Below are 15,995 nucleotides of genomic sequence, written 5' to 3'. Positions count from 1 at the left end.
GCTGTGGTTTTCTTACTTCTTCGCCGGCGGCGGGTCCGACTCGACCTGCGTCACAAAAGACGCCTGATCGCTCGCCAGAACGGCCGCGACTTCCTTCTCGTCGGTGATCTCGTCTCCGACCTGGTGAGCGCCGAAGGGCGTCTTCACGATGAGCTTCATAGGTTTCACTCCACAATGCTCGCGATCGGGAATTGATCGGCGAGAGTCGGGCCTGCGCTGACGTTTGTCTTGGTGACCGTGATCTGCGTGTCGGTACGGACTTGCGTCGTCGAGTACTCGACGGCGTAGACCAGGTCCCGCCGGTAGATGCTCTCTTTCTGGCCGCTGTCGTCCTGACTACTGCTTTTGTAGCGGAGCGTGGAGATCATCCCGTCCGGGAGCGTCAGGTGGAACGTGCCAGAAAGCGCAGAATCGATCAGGTCGGCAATCGGATCGCGGGAGTCGAAGCAGTTCGCCCACACCGTGATGCGGAACGCCCGCTCCTGTCGGCGCAATTCGCGGATGCTGGTGCCCGCGCCACCCACGCGGGGCGAAATCGCCTTCGCGCCGGGGATCGTGACCACAGGCCCCGACGATGTAGCCGGCTGATCGGCCGACACGAGTACCGCCAACGCGGTCGCAATCGAGGTCAGCGTGTCGTTGGACTGGACGCCATATGCGTATCCCTTGCCGTCGACGACCAGCGCAGCGTTCTGCGGCTGGCTGACCGTCCCGCCGACCGTCACGGCCTGGCCAGCGAGCGTCAACGTCAACGTAATGGACGGCTCAACCACAGTCCGCCAGTCCGTAACGGCCGTATCGACGATCTTCTCCAGCCCATTGGGCGGGAAAACCGAGATATGGACCTTTCCGGCGGCGAGGTCCTTCGTCAGCACATCGGGCGCCGGCCATCCGCCGTAGACCTTGACCGGCTTTCCGACGATAGACGGCTGACTGGTCCCGTTCGGGTACACCAGTTGGGCGATCAGGGCGACCAGAGCGTTTGATACCTCAGCGAGTCCCGCCATTAAATGTGCACCTCAGTCAGATCCAGCCGCCACATCTGTTCGGACCGCTCTGCCCCGCCTACGCTGAAGCGGCGACCAAGGTCATCGACCACGATGTCGCCGGAGGCGATCACAATCGGCACGCTGACCGGCAGCCAGATGCGGAATCCGTGCTCGTCGCCCGAAGCGGGCAGTTCGGCGTGCGTCCGTGTCTTGCCGCCGAACAGTTCGGCACACGGCCATCCGCCGGCACCGCCAGGCGACCCTAGCACCACGTCATCGTCAGCCGCACAGACACCGGAATAGCCGACGGCACCGACGGCGCTATCATCCGACGCGGGCCGGGTGACCCAGATCCGCCGATTGCAGCCGACGGCGAGGATCGGCAGGTTCTCCTGCATGCCGCCGATGAAATAGACGTTCTCGCCCCGGACCAGGTAGTCGCCGACCTGTGTTTGGCGTCCGTCGATCAGGCAGTACCAGTACGGCTTTTCGGGCAGATTGGGCCGCGTGTAGGTCCATTCCTGAGCGGAGAACGACGCATTGAGGCTTGCGACCTTCACTGTCAGCGGGTCTGCGGCGCCCGCCGGGCGATACACGTCATAGACGTAACCGATGCGCTTCGCGGCCTTGGCATATCCGGCGTAGATCTTGTCCTGCAGCTTGGCCGCGTCCATTTCAGGCCCTTCCGATTCGTACGATGCCGTCTCCCAGAGCCGGTCCAGGCGGAATCCCGAGGAATCCGCACATGCTTCGGCGCTGCTGGTTGTAGAGCTTCGTCCGGTCGCGCACTTCGTTGGGGTTGTGCGTCCATACCGCGGCCTGGGCAGTGTCCAGGTTCTCGCCAGAATCGGTGATCGCCTTCTCCAGACTGTTCAACGTGGTCAGGAAGTTGGCCATCACCACCTCTTCGGCAGCGCTCAGGTTGCGCAGACGGTGATCCAGCGTTTGCCACTGGATTGGACCGACGACGCCCCATGCGAGATCGCTCCGGTCGTCAACGAGCGTGTCGCCGACAAGCGAATAGCCCGCGTAGCGCCGCGCGTCCACCATCTGCGCATCCGTCAGCATGGATCAGCCCTGGTTGTCGGCGTTGCTCTCGCCCTCGGCGTTTGCCTTGTCCAGCAGCGCCTGCAGGTCGGCCTTCTTGGCGCCTTCGGGGATCTCGACGCCCTTGGCGGTCAGAGCAGCCTTGAGTTCGTCGACGCTGGGCGCCTTCGGCTGCGTGGCGGCCTTCTTGGCGCCTTCGTCGTAGCGCTTGTGGACGCTGGCATCGAAGTCGTCTTCGTTGATCAGGACGAAATCGCCTTGGTCATCGCCCCACGGCATCACTTTGATGGTCTTCACGGTGGTGTTCTCCAGGTCAGGTGTGCGCCACCCCGGGGCCGAAGCCCCGGAGCACTGAGCGCCAGGCGATTAGCCCAGCAGCAGGCCGATGTGCTCGCGCTTCACGGCAGCGCAGCCCCACGCCAGTGAGATTTCGTATTGCATCTGGCGGTATTGGGCGTACATCGCAACCTCGAACGACAGGCCGGTCAGCGGATCGGTGATGATCATGCGGTCCACAGCCGAGTCGCCTTGCGCCGGCAGTGCCGGAGCGCGCGTCGCCAGCACGATGGCGGAGCGGGCGAAGAACATGTTGCGGAAACCGGCGGCGGCCACGGTAATCGCGGTTGCCGAAGCCGGGATGGCTTGTTGCAGGCCGGGAGCCTGCAGAGTGATCGTTCCGCCGTTGGAGACGTCAGCGTCACCCGATGCCACAACGTACTTGTTGCTGTCGCCGGCGAACGAGATCACATCGCCGGCATTGATTCCGCCGGTGCCGGCCGACGCCAGCGTGATGACCGTCGCACCGACTGCGTAGCCCGCGGCATTGGTAGTCGCGGCAGCGCCGGTACCGGCCGCAGGGCGCTTGACCTGAGCCGATTGGCGCAGCGCCAGGCCTTGCAGGCGGTCGGTGATGCCGTCTCGCAGCATGTCCGAGCGGCCAGCTTCGTTGACCTTGAACAGCACCGATTGCTTGCCGCGCAGGTTGAACATGGCTGCGGTGCCCAGCACGAGCTGGAAGTCGAGGCCTTGGGCGCCGTTTTCTTCCAGAATGCGGAGTGCGCCGGCCGAGTCGGTCAGGTCGTTGGCGGTACCGAACGGCGCCGTACCCGGCGTGCCGTAGGCGCGCGAGGCGAAGACGTTCAGGCTCGCGATGTCGCTCTCGACCTCGTTGACCAGCGCGCGCATCCCCTGCTGGATCTGGTTCGACAGGATGATGTTGTAGCTGGCCCCGTTGTTGTCCAGGCCGAGCTTTTCCTCGCCGTTCCAGCGGATCGGCACGCGGCGCGCCTTGGTGATCTGCATCGGGATGTTGCCGACCGTCGCGTCACCATCGTTCGGCGGCGTCACGGCCGGGGTGATGTCGGTAGCCTGCGCAGCGCCCACGACAGGCGACATCACCGTCTGGCCGACCGCTGCCCGCTCGAACGTCATGTCGCCGGTAACGGCGGGGATGAAGCCGACCAGTTCGCGCGAGACGACGTCCAGCGCGTTGTACAGCGTCGGGATCAGGCCCGTCAGCGTATTGGAGGCCGCCACGCCGAACTGCGGTGGTCGCGTGACGGCGTCCTGCATCACCTCGAACAGGCGCGAGGCAGCCTTAGCCACAACCGCCATCGGGTAGAGAGCGATGACGAACGCCACCGCGGCCAGCGCCATCACGCGCAGCTTCGAGAAAGTGCTCTTCATTTGGGTAGACCCTTAAAAGAAAACGGCCGCTCTAGGCGGCCTGGGGATTGCTTGGGATGGGCGGACGTCAGTCCGTGATCACCGTGTTCTGATCCCGCGCTGCAGCGGCCTGGTCGGCCGGCTTCATCGCGTTGTACTGAGCACGGGAGATCGTGCGCTTGCCACCATTGCCGCCACCCTGGCCACCGCCCGACGCGCCGCCGCCAGAAGCGCCCGATCCCTTCAGGATGTGCGCCTTGTGCGGGTATGCGTCGACCATGATCTCCAGAGCCTCCTCCGGGTCGGCGAGTTCGCCGTGGCGGGTGCGCGAGAAGATCTTCGAGCCGTCAGGGTTGGTGCCGACGACCTTGCCGTCCTCGACCTTGAACCGGTTGGCAAAGAGCGCTTGCGCGATCTCGGCGCCGGCCGGGCCATCGGCGGCAAACTTCTCGGCGATGAACTTCGAGCGGTTGAACACGCTACCGACCAGGTGAGAGTTCAGCTGCGACTCGAGGTCCTTGGCCTTCTTTGCGACGGGGGCGTACTTCTCTTCGACAGATCGGATCGCTTCGGACTTCACCCGTTCGACTTCGCCAGCGTCCACCAGCTTCTTGTCGTCCAGGTTCTTGACCGTGGCCAGCGCCTTGATGGCGGCAGCCGGATCCGAGATGCCTTCGAACGTCCTCAGTGCGGCTTCGGCGGTCTCCGCGCGCTCACGGTGGCTTTTAGCCTCACCGTTGAGTCGTGAGATCGTGCCAACCGTGCTGTCGCCATCGAACGGCGCTTCCTTGCCGTCGGCGCCGATGAACACGGGCAGCTTCCTACCGTTGCTTTCCTGAGTGACGATATTTCCGGCCTCGTCGTACTTGAATGGCATGGTGACTTTCCTTGGGCATCCGCCCTGATACTTTTGCGGCATCCACCGCGACGCGCCCTACGGCATCCACCGTATCTGGGCAAGAAAAAGCCGCAGCGGATTAGGCTGCGGCCGGGTTAGCTGGCTTGGGAGCTGGTTTGGGAGCTGGCTGAGGCTTCGGGGCGTTGGCTTTGATTCGCTCCTTCTCCTCGTCCCACTGCCGCTCGGGGCCGATGACCCCGCGGCGCTGCGTCTCTTCGAACAGCGTCTCATCCGAGAGCGTTCCGTCGACGTTCATCTCGCGCAGCAGTTCGAGCGACGCCTCAGAAAGCGACGTCACCCCGAAATCCTTGTACAGGGTGACGTGGCCGCCGGTCTGCTCGCCCACCCACTCGGCCATCAGTTGGAGCGCTGCGTCGAGCGCATCCTCTTGATCCTCAGCCATTCGTTGCAGCGCGCACATGGCGGGCTCGTTGTCGGCTTCGGTCTGCTTGATCGTCGTGTTACCCGGCTTGATCACGAGCAACTCGGCGCCAACCTGCCGCATCATGTGCTCGAGATCCTGCAGCGACACCCGCCCTGCTTCGATGGACTTGCCTGTGTGCTCGACATACTTCAGGTCGCCGTCAGCATCGTCCGTGGTAACCGCTGCGGAGCCGCCGACCACGAGCTTTACGTTGCCCGCCTCATCGACGTCCAGCTTCTTGCCGAACAGAATCGGCACGCGCGCGACGTGCAGGATGGTCTGCTGGTCGCTCTTTGACTGCCAGTGCTCGACATTCATGTGCGCAAGCTCCAGCAGCGGAGGCACGCCGATCATGAAGTCCTGGCGCTTGCCGTAGAACGGTACGAAGGCGATCTTCTGCAGCGTCGTCACGCCTTCGTCGTGCTTGGCCCAGTCTTCTTTGTTGCCGTCGACCTTCTTCTTGCGCCAGACCTCCCAGCGGCCAGGCTCCAGCACCCTGACCTGCTCGATTTCCTTCTCGTGGAACGGCCCGTCGTCCTCGACGGCCGTCTCAAGCAGGCGCAGTTGCGTCAACGTGCGAACGCCGTTGATGCGCTTGTCTTTCCACCCAAGGATGGCGTCAACGGTGATCGGCACGAAGTACGGCCGCGCGCCGATCTTCGCTTCCGCAGCTTGCGTTTTCACCTCGGCGGTGTTGACCGTCGGGAAATCGACCAGGATGCCAACAAGGCCGGCGGCCAGCGCATCGGTGAAGGTAGCCGCAGCGAAGGAGTGCAGGTTCCGTCCTTCGAGGTCGATGTCCTCGCACCACGCCTTGATCTTCGCCGGCATGTCGTCGCCGAGCGTGACAGGCTTCGAGAACGGCTTTGCAGCGAGTACTTCCACCGTACGCGCGAAGGCAGGGAACAGCGTAGCGGTCTTCAGCCGGTTTTCGTAGGCCTTCTTTTCCTCGTTCGGCCACTGCGGCAGGTACTCGCTGCCAGCGGCGCGCATGGCTGACGTACCGCCAAGCAGCGCCTGAATCAGGGCCCAGTTCGCGGCCATCTTCTCGGCCGCCTTCGAGCGAGTGCGGACGTTTGGCTGCTGATCCATGTGATTCGCTTACATAGTAAGTGGCGTGACCGTAGTCACCTTCTTCACGATCGGGAACTCAAAATCGATCATGTAGCCGATTGCGGTCGTGATGTGTTGGTACTCGGTTTCCTCTTCGAGGAAGGTAGAGCCTTTCTTGAGTTGCACCGTAGCCAAGCCCTTGTGGGTGTATGGCGCCTGCTTCGTGTTCACGAACAGCGACACCTCACCAAGTGCATTCTTGATCTTGGCCCGCACAGCGTTCTGGCGGTCCTTGATCGCCGGTGCGGCCGGCTTCACGCGCCTAGTGACCCGCCATCCGTTCTCGCGAAGGATCTTCTCCATTTCCGTGTAGTCCGACTCATGTCCGTGCTTTTCGCCAGCGCGCCCGGCCGGGTCACCATAGATGATCACGTGCCGGTTCTGGTGGTTCTTGAACCGCTCAACGAACTCAAGAGCCGATTGCCGCGCCACCGCCGATATGAGAATGATCTCTTCCAGCAGATAGACGGCATCGCCGCGCCTGACTGCAATCCCACTACTCAGTGGGGTGAAATTGAAGTCGTGATGCCAGAGCAACTGCTCATGCGGCTGAATCTTCTCGTCGGTGTAATTGGCCTTGCTGTAGTCCTCGTATATCCGCCCGGAAGCGGTCTCGAAGCTGGCCTCGTACTCCTGCTTGTACTGCTTCTCCGACATCTGCCGCTTCGCAGCAGCGATGGTCTCGGCCGGCAGTATCTCCGACGACTTCCAGTGGAACAGCTTCCAGTCCGGATCGTTTGCAGTCTCGGCGTACTGCGCCATCTCGTAGTAGTGGTTCAGCCCATCAGGCACGCCGATGAGCCAGCACCACGCCTTGTACGTCGGACGAGTCGGATTGAAGGTGTCTAGCGCAGGACGGATGTTGGCTTCCCAGGCTTCAGCCTTGATATCAGCAATCTCATCGATCACACCACCGGACCAGAACACACCTTCGATCCGCTCCGGCCGGTCCAGGCCGATCAGCTGTACCTGGGTGCCGTTGTCCATGAAGATGGTGAGCTCTGTCTCCGACGGCGGCTTCTTGCACAGGCTCGTCAGGCACAGGCGCTTCATGTCCGCCCAGTAGATCTTCTTGACCTGGTCCCGGGTCGGTGCGGCGATGAAGTACATCTCGGCCGCGTTCTTCATGGCCATCTTGGCCACGAACCGCTTGGCGCGCTCGGTCTTGCCGGAGCGGCGGCCGGCCGGCACGACCGGGAACCGGACGCCGTTCTCCACCGCATGGAGCAATTCCGTCTGCACCGGGTGGTCGATCAGCTTGTACCAGCGGTCGAGCTCACGCTTAGTTAGCAGGGATAGCGCCATCAGTCTGGGAGATGCGCCGCGATCTCCTTCAGCAATTCAGCATTGTTGTCGGATTGCGGCCGATCGTTATCCGCCAAGCCATACGCCTCGCGCTCCAGGCTGATCAGTACCTTCAGCGTCTCAGCCAGCTTCTTCATGCCGTCGATACGGCCGGCGCTGGAGATCACCTTGCGGTAGATGTCGTTGCGCTTGTCCTGGCCTTTGTCGTCCTCACTACGGAGGATCTCGCCAAGCTCTTGGAACAGGTCGAGGCTCGAAGTTTCGACTTCCAGTTCCTCAAGCAGCGCCATCGCCAGCCGCCGCGCCCGGGAGATATCCCCCCGGTGGCTCATGCGGATGCCAGCGATCACCTCTGCGTTGGCCTCAACGATCCCCCGCTCGGTTGCCGCCGTTTCCATGGCAACCGATTTGGCAACCTCACGTTTGGCAACCAGCGCCTCGGCCTTTGCCTTGATCTTGGCGCCTAGGTCGCGCTCCCATCCTTCCGCCTTGGCTCGTTTTTGGATGGCAGTGTGGGAAATCCCCTGAGAGGCTGCGATCTCCCGCACCGACAGCAAGCCGGCCCGGTAATCAGCTTCGATGCGCTCCCAGTCCGGCGCGGGCTTCTCAGTCTGCGCCATGATGTCCCTCAGATGATGGTGAGTTGGCCCGACCATTTGTCGGACTTCAGCAGGTTCTTCTGTTTCCAGAGAGGCTGGAGGTTGTGCAAGCTATTCGCTAGCCTGATCTCTTCGGGATTCGCCAAGTCAAACGTCGAGAGCGGCCGGATATGGTCAACGTGCCACTCACCGTGGTTATCCCAACTCATGCCGGGCTGGAACAGGCGCTCAATGTGCGCTACGAACTCAGCGTTCGTGTATCCCAGCATCGCTACAGTGCGCTCCCGCTCGCCGCGCTTGCGCTTTGCCCTTTCTAGGCTGCGAGCAATCAGCTTACGCATCACCTGCCGCGCCCTGAATTCCGGGTCTTCTTTGGCCCGCCTCGTCTGCCAAGCAGACTTATAGGCGTTGCGCGCCTCGGCATTCGTCCGCTGGTACTCAGCCGCCTGCGCCTTGATCCGATCTTTGTTCGCCTGGTAGTACTTGGCGTTGCGATCGCTCATCTTGGCGAGCACCGCTTCCCGGTTGACGGCGTGGTATTCCTTGGACTTCAGCCTAGCCCGCTCTTTCTGTTCAGCGGTCAACGGCTTCCGCTCACGCGGCTTCTCGCGATGCATCTCGGAACACTGCACGCACATAGCGTTCGCGGTGTACCGAGGTGAGATATGGCCGTTAGAGCATGACTTGCCGGTGAAATACCGATCAGCGCCACCCTCGCGGGCCTGGGCTCGCGTCATTGGCGTCATATCGTTCATACGGTCAACCGTCGTTGTTCGGCCACAGCGGCACGCCACACATGAGCAACCAGAGGCCGACACAGTAGCCGGCGTAAGTCATTCCCCACATGGGCGCACCTTAGGAATAGAAAAACCCGCCGAAGCGGGCAAGACGTGCGAACACGCCGGGAGGAGACGCTGGTTGCGGAAACCCGAATCGAACAGGTGACCTCGGGGTTATGAGCCCCACGCTCTACCGCTGAGCTATTCCGCAGAAACTTGGTGGATGGTCCAGGTAACGATCCTGGCGGGCAAACGCGCCGGATTTACAGTCCGGCCCACCTCCTTAGTGGTCTACCCATCCATGCGCCGGTACTTTCCCGGCCGTCAGCCTGTTCCATCACCGGCACGCAGGTCCGGGAGAGGGTCTTGGGCAAGAGGGCCCGGCGCGCTGGCGGTCAAACCGCACCTCGCATCCGGGTAAGTCGTCTCCCTCACGGATGGCGGCTGGATTCGAACCAGCGACCCCTCTGCAAAATTGGCAACTCGGCTCTAACCGACTGAGCTACGCCATGCGTGAAAGTTGAGGGGCGGTGCGCCACGCCGCTATTCTCAAACTGCCGAACTATATTGAGGCAGCCGAGCCATCGACTTCTGCTGTCCCTCACGGCTGGCGACTCCGGGCAGGTGCCACTCTGCTTGCTCCCGGCATACGTTCCGGGGAATCGCCATGCGTGAAGGTCGCCGGGCTTCCACCGGCGCCGCAGTGAAGGTTTTTTTGCCCGACCCGCGCTGCTGTGCCCGCATCCGACTACGCAAGCCCCTGAAGGTCCTGCGCTGCGTGCCGCGAGCTGGCCCGGGCTTGTTCGGCATGCCAGCGACGCCGGATAGGAGTCTCCCCATATTGGCGCCTGGGGAGCCGGGCAAGCCCTACCCGGTCGTGATGGCGCATGCAGCCTCAGGGGAAAGCGGGCAAGCCGTCGGCGGCAAAGTGCGCCCGATCAACCGGCCTCGCCAGCACTCTCCCGCCTTCTCCTGAGGCTTCTGCAACAGGGCGGAACCCTTGTCACAGAAAAGTTGTTTGCCTTCTGCTAATCGTTGCGCTATAGTTCGCGCAAACAGCATATGCATTAGCAATGTGCTCACAGATCAACCCGACAAGGAGATTCATCTATGAACAACCGCGAATACACGTCATCCAGCGCCAGAAGATCGCCGGCGCCAGGGTGCGGAAAAAGAAGAGACTGCGCGCGGCCCCAAGTTACCTGGCGCACGGGTCGCGCGCTAACCGGAAGAGCCCGGGGGTAACCTCTCCCGCGCCAGATCTCAAGCCCAGAACAAAACAAGAGCCCCACCGCCGTGGGGCTCTTTGCTTTTGGGGCGCGCGTAGAATGAACCGCGACCCACTTCCAGAAATGCCAAGAGCCCGGACGATGCCGGGCTCTGCTGGGGGCGCTTCATTTGGTTTGGGTGACCAGTCTCTAAGCTAGCCGAATGTTAGCAAACTCGGCGCACATATGCAAACGTTTTGCACATGTATTAGCTTTCGGGGGATAAAAAATGGCGGTTCAATGCCACATCCAGTCTCCTCACTTGGTTGGTTGCCGCCATTAGGTCGTCAGCGTACGCACCGATCAGCTGGTGCTTGCTGCCGCCCTCGCTCGTCTGGTAGGTCAGCACTACGCCGCTGACATTACCTGCCCGAAAGTCCTCGAGCAGTTGCTCAAGGACCATGACTCCCTCACTTACCGCTTCGCTTCTTGGTTTTTCCATCGTCTTCCAGGGTAATGACCCGTCCCGTTTGCTTTTGATTCCCTTGTTGTACCGCTGCCTCTTCTAGGGGCATCTCCACATCGTCTGTCCGAACGTCCAGCAGCTCCGCAATCGCGCGGAGCTTGGAGCTTGGCACAGTCAGCAAACGATCATAGACCCTGCGGGCGAGCATCATTTCGCTCTCATCCGTGTGCGGCTCATCCAGCCAGCCGAACGGTTTGCCCATGGAGTGCTCCAGACGGCGCGCCATCTCGTCCCCAATAGAACGAATGGCTGCCGGCCCGACGCACTGCGACAGGTATGACTGAGACGTGCCTGCCTTCCGGGCGAGCGCGGAGAGGCTTCCGATATCCCGCTCCAGCAGGCGCACGTTCAGTTTGCGGATAGTTTTGATGTCCATTTCGCTATTGTAAGTGTCCACGCATGGCTGTCAACGTATGTTCGCCAAGATAACCCGTTACCTCTGCTAAACTATTAGCGCATTCCATTAACACGCGAAAGGACGTGAAATGAACCTTCAGCAATGGCTGGATGCCACGCGGGTCAACGGTTCCGACATCACCTCGGGTGAGAGAGAGCGCCGCCGCGACTACAGAGCCAAGGTGCTGCAGAAGGCCGGCACCAGCATGAACACTATCCGCAATGCTCTCAGCCGCGGGAACCTCGGGCGAGACCTGGCAGAGCGGATGGAGAAGGCCACCAAGGGTACGTTCGCCGAGTTCAAGCTGCTCGACCAAATGCCCGAATTGCGCGAAACCGACACCGTCTGACCTGCGGCAGCGCTGCATACATGTAAGCGTCGCGTTTTTGCATCACCGATCAATCGGGCAGGCGGTGGCCACCGCCGCGCGAGCTCGCCCTGGCTCGCGCCGCCCGGCCTATCTTTGGGCTCTAGGGATTTCGCACGATGAAGCACAGCACAGTGGTGATTCCCTCTGGGAGAGTATCCCATGAGCGATAGACCCGCACCCTATCCACCCGAAACGCGATCCAAGGGATGGCGTTTCGAACTCGATCTCGAGCAGATCGACCAATCCGACACTTGGGCGCTTACACCCGCCGAAATTCGCCCATGGCTGCTAATGCTGTGGGCCGTGTCATGGCGCCAGACGCCCTGCGGCTCCCTACCGGACAACGACGAACTGATCGCCGTGCGACTTGGCATGGATATCGATCTGTTCGCGAAGCATCGGGCCAAGCTGATGCGCGGCTGGTGGAAGGCTGATGACGGCCGGCTGTATCACGACACGCTGATCAAGCGCGTGGCGGAGAAGCTTGAGCGCCAGCGCTTCTTCCAGCGGCAGCGAGAGTATCAAGCCCTGCTTCCGATCATCTTCGAACGCGACGGCGGGGCCTGCGTGTACTGCGGATCTCGCGAGTTCCCAACGCTTGACCACATTGTTCCGCGGTCGCGCGGCGGTGGGGATGGTTTCGACAATCTGGCTCTGGCATGCCGAAGCTGCAATAGCTCCAAGGGAGCAAGGACGCCTGAAGAATGGATTCGATGAACGATTTACCTGAACCCCTAACGCCGCCCGAATGCGAGTTGCAGGACTTCCCGTTCATGCCGCTCGACGTGTCGCGCCTTCGCGATTCGGAACTGGCCTCCAACGAAACGCCAGAGGCCTGCTGGGCGGCCGTCCTCCTTTGGGCGGCATCCTGGCACCAAGTGCCGGCCGGGTCGATCCCGAACGACGAGATGTGGATCGCCACCCAGGCCAAGTACGCCATTCGCGGCAAGATCGACAAGGCTTGGAAGCAGGTCCGCGCCGGCGCGCTCCGCGGCTGGATCGAATGCAGCGACGGCCGGCTATACCACCCTGTCGTCGCCGAGAAGGCGCGCGACGCATGGCAGGCCAAGCTGCAGCAAAGATGGCGCACTGAATGCGGCCGCATCAAGAAACACAACGAGCGCCACCCCGGCGCCAACGTCCAGAAACCGTCGTTCGAGGAGTGGATGGCGGCGGGCTGCCCGCAATGCCAGTTGCTTCCAGTCCCTGACGACGCACCGCAATGTCGCCAGGGACAACAGCATGATGTCACCGGCGAAACGCCCTCCAAGAGACAGGGAGAGGGACAGGGACAGGGAGACTCTATATATACCGTTCCTTACGGAACGGGCGGCGAGCCGCCTGCAAAGAGTGCCGAGCAGATGAACAAGGACGAGCTCTGGTCCGCTGGCAAGTCGCTGCTGCAGCAGTCCGGCATGCCAAAGGAGCAATGCGGCACCTTCGTGGGCAAGCTGGTCAAGGACTACGACCCGCAGATCGTGGTGGAGGCCGTGCGGGCCGCGGTAGTTGAGCGGCCGGCAGATCCGGTTTCGTACCTCAAGGCGACCTGCCAGCGCATGAGCGGCGAGCGCCAACGCCCGAACAAGCAGGAAGCACTTGAAGCCAATAACCGGGCGGTAGCCGAGAAAGCCGCTGCCGAAATCCTTGGAGCCACGCAATGACCCCGCAAGACGTAGCCTCCTTTTCCGCGCTGATCTCTGACGTGTACGCCTTCTATCGCCAGGACTCCTCGACGTTTGCCGTCAAGGTCTGGTGGCAGGCCATGCAGCCGTTCGAATTCACTGCTGTCGCTGATGCTCTGAACCGCCATTGCGTCAACCCGGACTCAGGGCAATTCATGCCCAAGCCAGCCGACGTCGTGAAGATGCTGCAGGGTTCCACGCAGGACGCCGCGCTCGTGGCCTGGGCCAAGGTGGATCGCGCCGTGCGCACCGTCGGCACCTATCGCTCTGTCGTATTTGATGACCCGCTGATCCATCGCGTTATCACCGAAATGGGTGGATGGATCGAACTTGGTCGCAAGGAGGAGGACGAGTGGCCGTTCTTACGCAACGAGTTCGTGAACCGATACCGCGGTTACCGCATGCGCAGCGAGGTTCCTGACTACCCGCCGCACCTGATTGGCATGTCGGAGGCGCAGAACTCCAAGGCCGGATTTCAGATCGAGCTGCCCTTGCTGCTCGGCGACCCCAAATCCGCTGAACTGGTGGCCAGACGCGGATCCAATGCGCCGCTACTGCAGATCACGAAGGCCGACCCCAAAACGCTGCTGCTTAGGGGTGCTCGTAAGCCCGGCGATGAAATCCCTCCACAAGCCTCTTCTTTTTGACTATCATGCTAACGTGTTAGCGTTTCGTTTTGCTATTAGCCATGCCGACCTGCATCACTTGCCAGTACTGCAACCTTAAAACCGACACCGCCATGGCGCGGTTCGGCTATGGCCATTGCGACCTGGACAAGCAATCAGGCCTATTCCGCCCGTTTGACCGAGAGATCGAATGTAGCAGGTTCGAGCGGCTCCCTCGGGACCGCGAAGAAGCACGGCTCGAATGGGCCAAGGGTCGTCGGTGAGTCATGGCTAAGAACAAGCGTCCGCGCAAGCAGTACCGCCCGAAGCAGATCAACCCGACCGCGATCGTCGATGCGTTCGCGGCACGTCTGCCGATGGCCACCGACAAGCAGCAGGACGTGTCGTTGGTTGCCCATCAGTCCCTGACGGCTCTCACGCAAGGCAAGGGCACCGAGTTCGACGCCGAGGCGCTGGCCGTCGCCATGAACCTTTCGATGCTGCTGACGGAGTTGGACGTAGGCAAGGACTACATGGCGGTCGCGATAGCTGGACAGGAAGCGGTGGTTCGCTGCCAGGCCCGCGCTGCGAACACCGGCAAGTGGGGACTGGACGGCCCCGCAATCGCTGCCATCGAGCAAGCGCTCGAACTGCACGACCAGCAGGTCGAGATTGCCACGCAAGCACAGATGTCCGCCGCGATACGCGAGATGCACCGACGGATCGCAAATCCAGAGTACGTGATGAGAGTCGAAAAAGAGGAGAGGAAGACCGAATGCCATCCCCAGTCCTGAGAACCGCCAAGGCCGATCGCGCGCGCACCGTGCGACAGATCGAGATCGTCGATGCCCTGGTGTCGAATGCCGGCGAGCAATTCACCGTCGACGCGCTGGTGGCCCGCTTCGGCTCCACACCTGAGAAATTGGGCAAGATCGCCAACCGTGCCGCCGAATCCGCCCTCCTCCGCAAGGGCCGCGACATTGCCGGTGAGATCGTCTACTGGGCACCCACCATCAGCGAACGCGAAGTCGAGCGCAACCGACACAAGGGTGGCATCAAGGGCTACGAGGCCTACCTGTTCTCGCACTGGCGCATTGCCGCGGAAGCCCCGTTTGCGAGGTACGCATGAACTGCAAGCCTGGGGATTTGGCATACCTGTCCAGCGACTGCGTAGACGAGGGCGTTGTCGTTGAGGTGTTGTCGGCGGTAGCTCGCGCACCGGATCAACCTCCGGCGTGGAATTGCAGGTCCAGGACGCCGCTAAGGTGCACGTGGGAGATTAAAGGCACGGACTGCTTGGCTACTGAAGTCGCCATCGAAGACCGGTACCTCCGCCCCATCAGTGGCGTCCCCGTAGAAGACGAGCAGCACGACGAGGTGCCCGCATGACGCCCAACCAGGACCAATTCAGCAAACGCTTCGCCACGGTCCGGTTCGTCATGGGCAAAGCGTTCCAGCAGCACTTCGTCGGCCGCGGCCGCAAACCGGACACCGCTGACCGGATCATCCGCACGGCCGCGCGCGAGTTCAAGCGCAAGCGTCTGGACGTCCGCCTCGACCCGACTTCTGTGAAGTGGCTCGGCTGGACGGGCAACTACACAGGCCTGGAGATCAGCGCGCGAATTGACGGCGTCGAGCAGAAGATCGTCATGGACACCGCCATCGCCGCTCGGCGGATGCGAGGTGAGGCATGACGATCCTTGCCATTGACCCAGGCACCACAGAAAGCGGCTGGTGCATCTACCACCCCGAGAGAGGCATCTTGGGTGCCGGCGTAAAGCCGAACGACCTCATCCTGGACGAGATCCGCTATCAGCCTGTCGATCACCTGGCTATCGAGATGATCGCTTCATACGGAATGGCTGTCGGCAAAGAGGTTTTTGAGACCTGCGTCTGGATCGGCCGCATGGTCGAGACCTTCCGCGCCCCCAGCGACGTGCGCCTTATCTACCGCCGCGACGTGAAACTGCACCTGTGCGGGACCACTCAAGCCAAGGACGCCAACGTGCGTCAAGCCGTAGTCGATCTGTTTCCGCGCACCGGTGGCGGCAAAACGCCACAGGTCGGCACGAAGAAACAGCCAGGCCCGCTTTACGGCGTCACCTCGCATGCATGGTCAGCGTTGGCGGTCGCATTGACCGCGCTCCATCAGATGGAGTCCGCCCGTGCCTGATCCCCTGATCGCCCTCCCCGGCGTCGAGCAAGAAGGCGCCGCTGCATTCGAGCACGGCAAAGCCATGTGCATGCACGCCATGCCGAAGGGTTTTGCGTTCAACCCCTACCCGCTAGGCACGGTCCTTCATGCCAACTGGTTGACGGGGTACGCCGCAGCCTGGCGTGTGGACGGCAAGCGCAGGTGATAACAACCGATACGCTGTATTTCCGTTT

22 protein-coding genes and 2 tRNA genes are annotated in these 15,995 nt (G+C 62.0%); 9 read left to right on the top strand and 15 right to left on the bottom strand.

Translation table 11 applies throughout. The features are described 5' to 3' along the window. Nucleotides 1-12 precede the first annotated feature (12 nt). The 15 genes from AC3G88_RS08890 to AC3G88_RS08820 form a co-directional block, all read right to left on the bottom strand. Entirely contained in the window at nt 13-159 is a 147-nt protein-coding gene (locus tag AC3G88_RS08890; RefSeq protein WP_488893314.1) for a hypothetical protein, read from the bottom strand. A 5-nt stretch (nt 160-164) separates the two neighbouring features. Then, nucleotides 165-1,007, bottom strand: a complete 843-nt coding sequence (locus AC3G88_RS08885) for a hypothetical protein (RefSeq protein WP_488893313.1) — start codon at nt 1,005-1,007, stop codon at nt 165-167. Further along, the gene (locus AC3G88_RS08880; RefSeq protein ID WP_488893312.1) at nt 1,007-1,663 is read right to left on the bottom strand and encodes a hypothetical protein; all 657 of its coding nucleotides are present in this window, start codon (nt 1,661-1,663) and stop codon (nt 1,007-1,009) included. The genes AC3G88_RS08885 and AC3G88_RS08880 overlap by 1 nt, the downstream gene beginning before the upstream one ends. A gap of 1 nt (nt 1,664) precedes the next feature. Beyond that, nucleotides 1,665-2,057 carry a hypothetical protein gene (locus AC3G88_RS08875; protein WP_488893311.1) on the bottom strand — a complete coding sequence of 131 codons (393 nt, stop codon included), beginning with the start codon at nt 2,055-2,057 and terminating at the stop codon, nt 1,665-1,667. A gap of 3 nt (nt 2,058-2,060) precedes the next feature. Beyond that, on the bottom strand, nt 2,061-2,333 hold the full coding sequence (locus tag AC3G88_RS08870) for a HeH/LEM domain-containing protein (protein WP_488893310.1): 273 nt from the start codon (nt 2,331-2,333) through the stop codon (nt 2,061-2,063). Between the two features lie 69 nt (nt 2,334-2,402). Then, the gene (locus AC3G88_RS08865; RefSeq protein WP_488893309.1) at nt 2,403-3,722 is read right to left on the bottom strand and encodes a major capsid protein; all 1,320 of its coding nucleotides are present in this window, start codon (nt 3,720-3,722) and stop codon (nt 2,403-2,405) included. Nucleotides 3,723-3,789: 67 nt separating this feature from the next. Then, a complete protein-coding gene (locus AC3G88_RS08860; RefSeq protein ID WP_488893308.1) occupies nt 3,790-4,578 on the bottom strand; it encodes a DUF6651 domain-containing protein in 789 nt (262 codons plus the stop codon). Nucleotides 4,579-4,678: 100 nt separating this feature from the next. Beyond that, a complete protein-coding gene (locus tag AC3G88_RS08855; RefSeq protein WP_488893307.1) occupies nt 4,679-6,115 on the bottom strand; it encodes a DUF4055 domain-containing protein in 1,437 nt (478 codons plus the stop codon). A 9-nt stretch (nt 6,116-6,124) separates the two neighbouring features. Beyond that, complete coding sequence (locus tag AC3G88_RS08850; protein ID WP_488893306.1) at nt 6,125-7,441, bottom strand: hypothetical protein; 1,317 nt, start codon at nt 7,439-7,441, stop codon at nt 6,125-6,127. After that, nucleotides 7,441-8,061: a hypothetical protein gene (locus AC3G88_RS08845; protein WP_488893305.1), complete on the bottom strand. Its 621-nt coding sequence runs from the start codon at nt 8,059-8,061 to the stop codon at nt 7,441-7,443. The genes AC3G88_RS08850 and AC3G88_RS08845 overlap by 1 nt, the downstream gene beginning before the upstream one ends. Before the next feature lie 8 nt (nt 8,062-8,069). After that, on the bottom strand, nt 8,070-8,795 hold the full coding sequence (locus AC3G88_RS08840) for a hypothetical protein (RefSeq protein ID WP_488893304.1): 726 nt from the start codon (nt 8,793-8,795) through the stop codon (nt 8,070-8,072). 160 nt (nt 8,796-8,955) lie between these two features. Continuing rightward, a tRNA-Met gene (locus tag AC3G88_RS08835) sits at nt 8,956-9,030 on the bottom strand. Nucleotides 9,031-9,036: 6 nt separating this feature from the next. After that, nucleotides 9,037-9,120, bottom strand: a tRNA-Tyr gene (locus tag AC3G88_RS08830). Between the two features lie 1,175 nt (nt 9,121-10,295). After that, nucleotides 10,296-10,490 (bottom strand): hypothetical protein, encoded by a 195-nt coding sequence (locus tag AC3G88_RS08825; protein WP_488893303.1) that lies wholly within the window; start codon nt 10,488-10,490, stop codon nt 10,296-10,298. Between the two features lie 7 nt (nt 10,491-10,497). Continuing rightward, nucleotides 10,498-10,929, bottom strand: a complete 432-nt coding sequence (locus AC3G88_RS08820; RefSeq protein WP_488893302.1) for a hypothetical protein — start codon at nt 10,927-10,929, stop codon at nt 10,498-10,500. Between the two features lie 109 nt (nt 10,930-11,038). Between AC3G88_RS08820 and AC3G88_RS08815 the strand changes: the two genes are divergently transcribed. The 9 genes from AC3G88_RS08815 to AC3G88_RS08775 all read left to right on the top strand — a co-directional run bounded on the left by AC3G88_RS08815 (nt 11,039) and on the right by AC3G88_RS08775 (nt 15,967). Beyond that, on the top strand, nt 11,039-11,299 hold the full coding sequence (locus AC3G88_RS08815) for a hypothetical protein (protein ID WP_488893301.1): 261 nt from the start codon (nt 11,039-11,041) through the stop codon (nt 11,297-11,299). A 180-nt stretch (nt 11,300-11,479) separates the two neighbouring features. After that, on the top strand, nt 11,480-12,037 hold the full coding sequence (locus AC3G88_RS08810) for an HNH endonuclease (protein WP_488893300.1): 558 nt from the start codon (nt 11,480-11,482) through the stop codon (nt 12,035-12,037). Further along, nucleotides 12,025-12,981 (top strand): DUF1376 domain-containing protein, encoded by a 957-nt coding sequence (locus AC3G88_RS08805; RefSeq protein ID WP_488893299.1) that lies wholly within the window; start codon nt 12,025-12,027, stop codon nt 12,979-12,981. Before AC3G88_RS08810 ends, AC3G88_RS08805 begins: the two co-directional genes overlap by 13 nt. Next, nucleotides 12,978-13,649, top strand: coding sequence for a DUF6475 domain-containing protein (locus AC3G88_RS08800; protein WP_488893298.1), 672 nt, complete (start codon nt 12,978-12,980; stop codon nt 13,647-13,649). The genes AC3G88_RS08805 and AC3G88_RS08800 overlap by 4 nt, the downstream gene beginning before the upstream one ends. 245 nt (nt 13,650-13,894) lie before the next feature. Next, the gene (locus AC3G88_RS08795) at nt 13,895-14,401 is read left to right on the top strand and encodes a hypothetical protein (protein ID WP_488893297.1); all 507 of its coding nucleotides are present in this window, start codon (nt 13,895-13,897) and stop codon (nt 14,399-14,401) included. Further along, nucleotides 14,383-14,736: a hypothetical protein gene (locus AC3G88_RS08790; RefSeq protein WP_488893296.1), complete on the top strand. Its 354-nt coding sequence runs from the start codon at nt 14,383-14,385 to the stop codon at nt 14,734-14,736. Before AC3G88_RS08795 ends, AC3G88_RS08790 begins: the two co-directional genes overlap by 19 nt. Nucleotides 14,737-14,992: 256 nt before the next feature. After that, complete coding sequence (locus tag AC3G88_RS08785; protein ID WP_488893295.1) at nt 14,993-15,301, top strand: hypothetical protein; 309 nt, start codon at nt 14,993-14,995, stop codon at nt 15,299-15,301. Next, nucleotides 15,298-15,780, top strand: a complete 483-nt coding sequence (locus tag AC3G88_RS08780) for a RuvC family protein (RefSeq protein ID WP_488893294.1) — start codon at nt 15,298-15,300, stop codon at nt 15,778-15,780. The genes AC3G88_RS08785 and AC3G88_RS08780 overlap by 4 nt, the downstream gene beginning before the upstream one ends. Then, nucleotides 15,773-15,967, top strand: a complete 195-nt coding sequence (locus tag AC3G88_RS08775; protein ID WP_488893293.1) for a hypothetical protein — start codon at nt 15,773-15,775, stop codon at nt 15,965-15,967. Before AC3G88_RS08780 ends, AC3G88_RS08775 begins: the two co-directional genes overlap by 8 nt. Nucleotides 15,968-15,995: the final 28 nt, after the last annotated feature.

This window comes from Cupriavidus sp. 86D6 (genome assembly GCF_057815095.1).
The sequence above is the reverse complement of the archived record's forward strand: the minus strand, read 5'-3'. Positions and strand labels throughout refer to the sequence as shown.

What these genes read in the sequence shown, in the direction of transcription:
- AC3G88_RS08805 (WP_488893299.1), top strand. Translation starts at nt 12,025, where the DNA reads ATGGATTCGATGAACGATTTACCTGAACCCCTAACGCCGCCCGAATGC.
- AC3G88_RS08800 (WP_488893298.1), top strand. Translation starts at nt 12,978, where the DNA reads ATGACCCCGCAAGACGTAGCCTCCTTTTCCGCGCTGATCTCTGACGTG.
- AC3G88_RS08795 (WP_488893297.1), top strand. Translation starts at nt 13,895, where the DNA reads ATGGCTAAGAACAAGCGTCCGCGCAAGCAGTACCGCCCGAAGCAGATC.
- AC3G88_RS08850 (WP_488893306.1), bottom strand. Translation starts at nt 7,441, where the DNA reads ATGGCGCTATCCCTGCTAACTAAGCGTGAGCTCGACCGCTGGTACAAG.
- AC3G88_RS08880 (WP_488893312.1), bottom strand. Translation starts at nt 1,663, where the DNA reads ATGGACGCGGCCAAGCTGCAGGACAAGATCTACGCCGGATATGCCAAG.
- AC3G88_RS08845 (WP_488893305.1), bottom strand. Translation starts at nt 8,061, where the DNA reads ATGGCGCAGACTGAGAAGCCCGCGCCGGACTGGGAGCGCATCGAAGCT.
- AC3G88_RS08825 (WP_488893303.1), bottom strand. Translation starts at nt 10,490, where the DNA reads ATGGTCCTTGAGCAACTGCTCGAGGACTTTCGGGCAGGTAATGTCAGC.
- AC3G88_RS08865 (WP_488893309.1), bottom strand. Translation starts at nt 3,722, where the DNA reads ATGAAGAGCACTTTCTCGAAGCTGCGCGTGATGGCGCTGGCCGCGGTG.
- AC3G88_RS08860 (WP_488893308.1), bottom strand. Translation starts at nt 4,578, where the DNA reads ATGCCATTCAAGTACGACGAGGCCGGAAATATCGTCACTCAGGAAAGC.
- AC3G88_RS08790 (WP_488893296.1), top strand. Translation starts at nt 14,383, where the DNA reads ATGCCATCCCCAGTCCTGAGAACCGCCAAGGCCGATCGCGCGCGCACC.
- AC3G88_RS08840 (WP_488893304.1), bottom strand. Translation starts at nt 8,795, where the DNA reads ATGAACGATATGACGCCAATGACGCGAGCCCAGGCCCGCGAGGGTGGC.
- AC3G88_RS08890 (WP_488893314.1), bottom strand. Translation starts at nt 159, where the DNA reads ATGAAGCTCATCGTGAAGACGCCCTTCGGCGCTCACCAGGTCGGAGAC.
- AC3G88_RS08885 (WP_488893313.1), bottom strand. Translation starts at nt 1,007, where the DNA reads ATGGCGGGACTCGCTGAGGTATCAAACGCTCTGGTCGCCCTGATCGCC.
- AC3G88_RS08815 (WP_488893301.1), top strand. Translation starts at nt 11,039, where the DNA reads ATGAACCTTCAGCAATGGCTGGATGCCACGCGGGTCAACGGTTCCGAC.
- AC3G88_RS08855 (WP_488893307.1), bottom strand. Translation starts at nt 6,115, where the DNA reads ATGGATCAGCAGCCAAACGTCCGCACTCGCTCGAAGGCGGCCGAGAAG.
- AC3G88_RS08780 (WP_488893294.1), top strand. Translation starts at nt 15,298, where the DNA reads ATGACGATCCTTGCCATTGACCCAGGCACCACAGAAAGCGGCTGGTGC.
- AC3G88_RS08820 (WP_488893302.1), bottom strand. Translation starts at nt 10,929, where the DNA reads ATGGACATCAAAACTATCCGCAAACTGAACGTGCGCCTGCTGGAGCGG.
- AC3G88_RS08785 (WP_488893295.1), top strand. Translation starts at nt 14,993, where the DNA reads ATGACGCCCAACCAGGACCAATTCAGCAAACGCTTCGCCACGGTCCGG.
- AC3G88_RS08875 (WP_488893311.1), bottom strand. Translation starts at nt 2,057, where the DNA reads ATGCTGACGGATGCGCAGATGGTGGACGCGCGGCGCTACGCGGGCTAT.
- AC3G88_RS08810 (WP_488893300.1), top strand. Translation starts at nt 11,480, where the DNA reads ATGAGCGATAGACCCGCACCCTATCCACCCGAAACGCGATCCAAGGGA.